This window comes from Candidatus Aegiribacteria sp., assembly GCA_021108435.1.
Taxonomy (GTDB): Bacteria; Fermentibacterota; Fermentibacteria; order Fermentibacterales; family JCC-6; genus Aegiribacteria.
In genome coordinates this window covers 1-3,060 of sequence record JAIOQY010000113.1, presented here as the reverse complement: position 1 = coordinate 3,060, position 3,060 = coordinate 1, and the positions used below count along the sequence as shown (strand labels likewise).

The 3,060-nt window shown below is 43.0% G+C and carries 4 protein-coding genes; all 4 read right to left on the bottom strand.

What is annotated here, in order from left to right:
• A partial coding sequence (locus K8R76_06625; protein ID MCD4847848.1) for a hypothetical protein occupies positions 1–598 on the bottom strand: 598 nt, incomplete at its 3' end.
• Complete coding sequence (locus K8R76_06620) at positions 579–1,322, bottom strand: M23 family metallopeptidase (protein ID MCD4847847.1); 744 nt, start codon at positions 1,320–1,322, stop codon at positions 579–581. The genes K8R76_06620 and K8R76_06625, both read right to left, overlap by 20 nt.
• On the bottom strand, positions 1,319–2,734 hold the full coding sequence (locus tag K8R76_06615; GenBank protein MCD4847846.1) for a hypothetical protein: 1,416 nt from the start codon (positions 2,732–2,734) through the stop codon (positions 1,319–1,321). Before K8R76_06615 ends, K8R76_06620 begins: the two co-directional genes overlap by 4 nt.
• A 13-nt stretch (positions 2,735–2,747) precedes the next feature.
• The coding region (locus K8R76_06610; protein MCD4847845.1) for a hypothetical protein at positions 2,748–3,060 on the bottom strand (313 nt) is incomplete at its 5' end.

Genomic DNA, 3,060 nt, shown 5'->3' with positions numbered 1-3,060 from the left:
TCATGGGCTCGGAAAATATCACTGTCACATCAAGAATCTCGCTGTTACTAACAGGGATATCAACTGTAACGTTCAGTTGAGGAGTTAGCCCACTGGCTGTCCATTCGGCATGATAGATCTCTCCGGTAGAACCGGAAACAATTACTTCCTCGACAACAGGGGCGAAATTGTGAAGCTCGATGTTAATTGATGCGGTATCAACTAGTGTAATATCGTAGGCATAGCTGAATACGTTTATCTTGTATGGACCATCTGGAAACGATGCTAAGACAGGATTATCTGTATCTTCTGAGCCCTCACAATCGACATTCGTTTTCCAGCTTCCTTCGTTAATGGTTTGTATACCATTCCAATCATCTGTATCGGTACAGTTACTAAGGCAGAGTAGTTGAACTGTATAACGAAATAAAACACCATACTTGAAATAAAGTATCTTGGGCGCGGCATCTACACCTGGAACAGCAGAAAGTATGCAATCAAAATCGAAAACATAATTCGTGTCCAGTACTTCATCACCACCAGGAAATTCACGAACTATATCCCATTTAATCTTCTGCGGAGCAAGGTCATTACTGCCATCACCTTCTCCACCTGGCATTCCATCGCCGCGTAACCCAATGCCGAAAAAGAAATCCACATGTCCCGAATAATTCGTATACTTCAGCTTCACTAAGGGTATCCCATGCCGCATAGAATATTTGCGGCAGGAAGAAGTACTGAAATGAAGGATTATGCCCCTCAGGATTGAATTCCCACGTATAGCCTTCACTTAGTGATGGATCTGGGTTCAGATATTTCAACGGATTACAATAAGAGAAATCATAATTGTTCCAGCCGGTCCACACGAAATGCAAATGAACAGTATCTACATTCTCGTTCATGTAGCCGACTAATTCTCCTTCTGCAATAGGATCATTAACACCGAACAATGGTTTTGTTAGATGTCCATAAGCCCATCCGCGCGGAACTGCACCGCCCAGTTCATCACAGATAATTATTTGCCACTGGTACAACGAATCGGAACCAGCAATTAGAACCGAATCAACTCTTGTTACATAACCATCGTCCATGCAGCGGACTTCATTGCAATCCGGGTCACCGGTTGTAGCATCGATATCTATACCTGCATGGAACCATGAGTCTTCCCACGCACCATTCATGTTACCGTATGAATTCATCAGAGTTCTGGATATCCCCATCTCAGATGTATTAAAGCCAATTGGCCAGGGAGTCTCTGGGTCAGGATCATTGCATATACCTGTATTGGAAAACGAAGCAATAATCGCGAGAAGTATCAGATTGTTTGATATTTGTCTTTTCATTCTGATCCCTCCCTTTTGACCTGCTTGATAATGGTTTGCATACTGGAATCACGTACTTGAAGATCTTGCATACAGCTCAGCAGAAAATGCCCGTTGGGTGACATAATTGTTATCCCGCGATGGAAGCCTTCAAATACTTCTGTGTAAACAAGTTCGTTATACAGGAATACTTCAAGTTCGTAGTAATAATCAGGATTATGACCATGCCTGGTTGTTGAGGCTATGCATTCCGCATTGTTTGAGCAATTTACTCTTACATAGTCATACTGTCCTATTCGCGCATCAGCTTCCCACATTGCTTCGAAAGTATCGAGATCGATAACTAGTCCGGAAGAATGACCACCTAAGCACAGATAGTTTCCATTAGGATTAAAATTGAAATTACTCCTATCAGTGAACAAACTTGTTGAGTAGTTCTGTGCACAATTAACGAGAAATACATCTCCAGTACATAGATTACCGCAGAAGAACCTGCCGTATGCAGATATTTTTCCTCCAAATAGTAATACTGGAGGAGAAACGCTGTGTATCAGATTGCCGTCCGTATCGTAAAAGTAAACCTCTCCTGTTACATCTGTTCGCTCGAAGGTTTGCGGGTCATGCATTCCAGAAGGTGAAGTGCACAAAAAGGCTATCACTTTGCCATTAGCACTTATCACTTCTTCGTAATAGCCTTTCCTGTCAAATGATATTTCCCTGAAGCTTCCATCCGGATACATGAAACACGCGAAAGATGCCCATGGAAGTGCTATACCTCCTGCTGGTGTGCTACCACTTTGTATTGCGGCTATACTTGCATCACGAGAAAGAGAAACAAAGCTGTGGACGGTAGCAAGTTCTCCAACCCTGTTGCCATAAAGATCAAGGATATAGCCGGGCTCTCCAGCAACCCGAGGCGTTGGACGATTCTCATCCGGAGCCTCGGTTTCATTATTGTTTGGACTTAAATCAACGAGGTAAATATCTTCTCCAACAAGAAACGTATCTGGAGGTTCTTCTTCTGGAACTTCGGTTTCATCTGAAGGATTGACCATCATGTGTTCCCGCCAGTAATCTTCTCCAGGACCTATCCAGTCCGCTTCAATGTGGACCGGATCACCGTCTTCGTTGAAGAACAGATGAAGATCCTGGGCAATAAGCGCCCTTACTCTGCAGTCAAGCCAGTATCTGTCCTCTTCCGGAATACTCTCATCATTAAGGATCTCTTCAAGCCAGGGCATGGGGTAGCCATCGGTTAAGGCAGCTTCAAGTTCCTCTGGTGACTGTGCATGGAAAAGCTCAACTACTTCAACTTCTGAAGAAGTTGAAGCTTCTTCAGCTCTTTCAGCAAGTGATTCTATAACATCATAAACACCTGTGGCTGTTACCTGTGTTACCGCAATGAGCACGAGCATCATCAGTAAATATTTCATCATTTCTCCTATCTTAATTCAGTATTTTCATTGACTTGGAAAGAACTCCGGAGGAGGACGGATCGGTGAGTAGTGTAGGGTTACCCCCCCCCCAGCAACAATAAACAGTGTTTTCTATATTCTGATTTTCATTGAATTGATTTGATTCTCTTTTGTAAGATTGGTCGAGGTGATTTGCATTATCCGCAGATATTGAAGCTATTGTTCTAAGCCTCTCCCCCCTCATATTTAAATTATGTTTGCTATACATCCATAAAGTCAAGTCAAAAGAAGGGGGTGGGCGGTTAGCTCCTCCTTGCTTTATCATAAGAATGTTTCCTCCAATC

Excerpts from the sequence above, each read along its gene's own strand:
- K8R76_06615 (MCD4847846.1), bottom strand. The coding sequence starts at position 2,734 with ATGAAATATTTACTGATGATGCTCGTGCTCATTGCGGTAACACAGGTA.
- K8R76_06620 (MCD4847847.1), bottom strand. The coding sequence starts at position 1,322 with ATGAAAAGACAAATATCAAACAATCTGATACTTCTCGCGATTATTGCT.